Raw genomic sequence first — 1,281 nt, 5'->3', positions numbered from 1 at the left:
CCACTACGCCTCCGTTGCCGTGCACGTGCACCCCCGAAGGTGATCCTCATGCCTCGACGGCGGCCCGTGCATCTCCGGAAATGCGCTCATGTGGGTGGTTGCGCGTCGTTCTCGGCCGGCTCCTCGCCGTGCCCGTGGTCCATCGCGGAGATGTCCCGCAGCCGGGTGCCGATCAGGACGGCCAGGGCGACGGAGAACACGGCGCAGACGGCGGCGACGGACTGCACGCCGCTGGTGAAGGCCGCGCGTGCGGAGTCCAGCAGGGCGCCGGCGCTGTCCGGTCCCAACTGCCCGGCCGTGTGCAGGGCGCCGGCGATGCTCTCCTGCGCGGCGTCGCCGGCGGCGGGCCCGGCCTCGTCCGGCACCTCGACCCGGGCGCTGTACACCACGGTGCTCAGACTGCCCAGACCCGCGATGCCGAGGGCGACGCCGAACTCGCCGCCGGTGGCGGACAGCGACGAGGCGGCGCCGGCCTTCTCCGGAGGCGCGGCCCCCATGATCGCGCCCGTGGTGATCGGCCCCACCGGGGAGGCGCCGAAGTAGATCAGGGTGGTGGCCGTGATGAGGAGGACGGTGTCGTCGCCGTCCACCCGGGTGATCAGGAGCTGCCCGACGGCCGCGATCAGCAGGCCGCCCAGCAGGACCCGGGACGGGGGCATCCGCTGGGCCAGCAGGTTCGACACCTGCACGCCCACCACGAGCACGCAGGCCGGGATCAGGAGCCACAGTCCGGCGGCCAGCGGGGAGTGGCCGGCGATCGTCTGGAGGTACAGGGCGACCATGAGGCCGGTCCCGCCCATGATGACGGCGTTGACCATACTGACCGTCAGTCCGGCCCGCAGGGTGCGGTCGGCGAAGAGGCCCAGGTCCAGCATGGGGTCGGCCAGCCGCCGCTGGCGCTGGACGAACAGCGCGCCGAAGACCACGCCGAGCACCACCGCACCGGCGGCGAGCGGATCCCACCCGCTCCGGGCGAGCTCCTTCAGCCCGTAGATCACCGGCAGCACGGTCGCGAGGGAGAGCACCGCGCTCAGCAGGTCCAGCCGCCCGGCGTCCGGGTCGCGGGACTCGGTCAGCAGCACCGGTCCGGTGACCACCACCAGCAGCATCACCGGCACGGCGATGAGGAACACCGATCCCCACCAGAACGCGGCGAGGACCAGACCGCCCACCGCGGGCCCGAGGGCGACCCCGGCCATCATCGCGCTCGCCCACATGGCGATGGCGGTGCCCCGCTCCTTGGGGTCCTGGAACATGTTGCTGATGAGCGCGAGCGTGGAG

1 protein-coding gene is annotated in these 1,281 nt (G+C 73.0%); it reads right to left on the bottom strand.

Annotation, left to right across the window (positions count from 1 at the left end):
- Positions 1–86 precede the first annotated feature (86 nt).
- Positions 87–1,281, bottom strand: a 1,195-nt coding sequence (locus ACFVUH_RS37430) for an MFS transporter (RefSeq protein ID WP_387918107.1), incomplete at its 5' end; no start/stop codon positions are given.

The organism is Kitasatospora sp. NPDC058032 (assembly GCF_042885845.1).
GTDB lineage: Bacteria > Actinomycetota > Actinomycetes > Streptomycetales > Streptomycetaceae > Kitasatospora.
The sequence above is the reverse complement of the archived record's forward strand: the minus strand, read 5'-3'. Positions and strand labels throughout refer to the sequence as shown.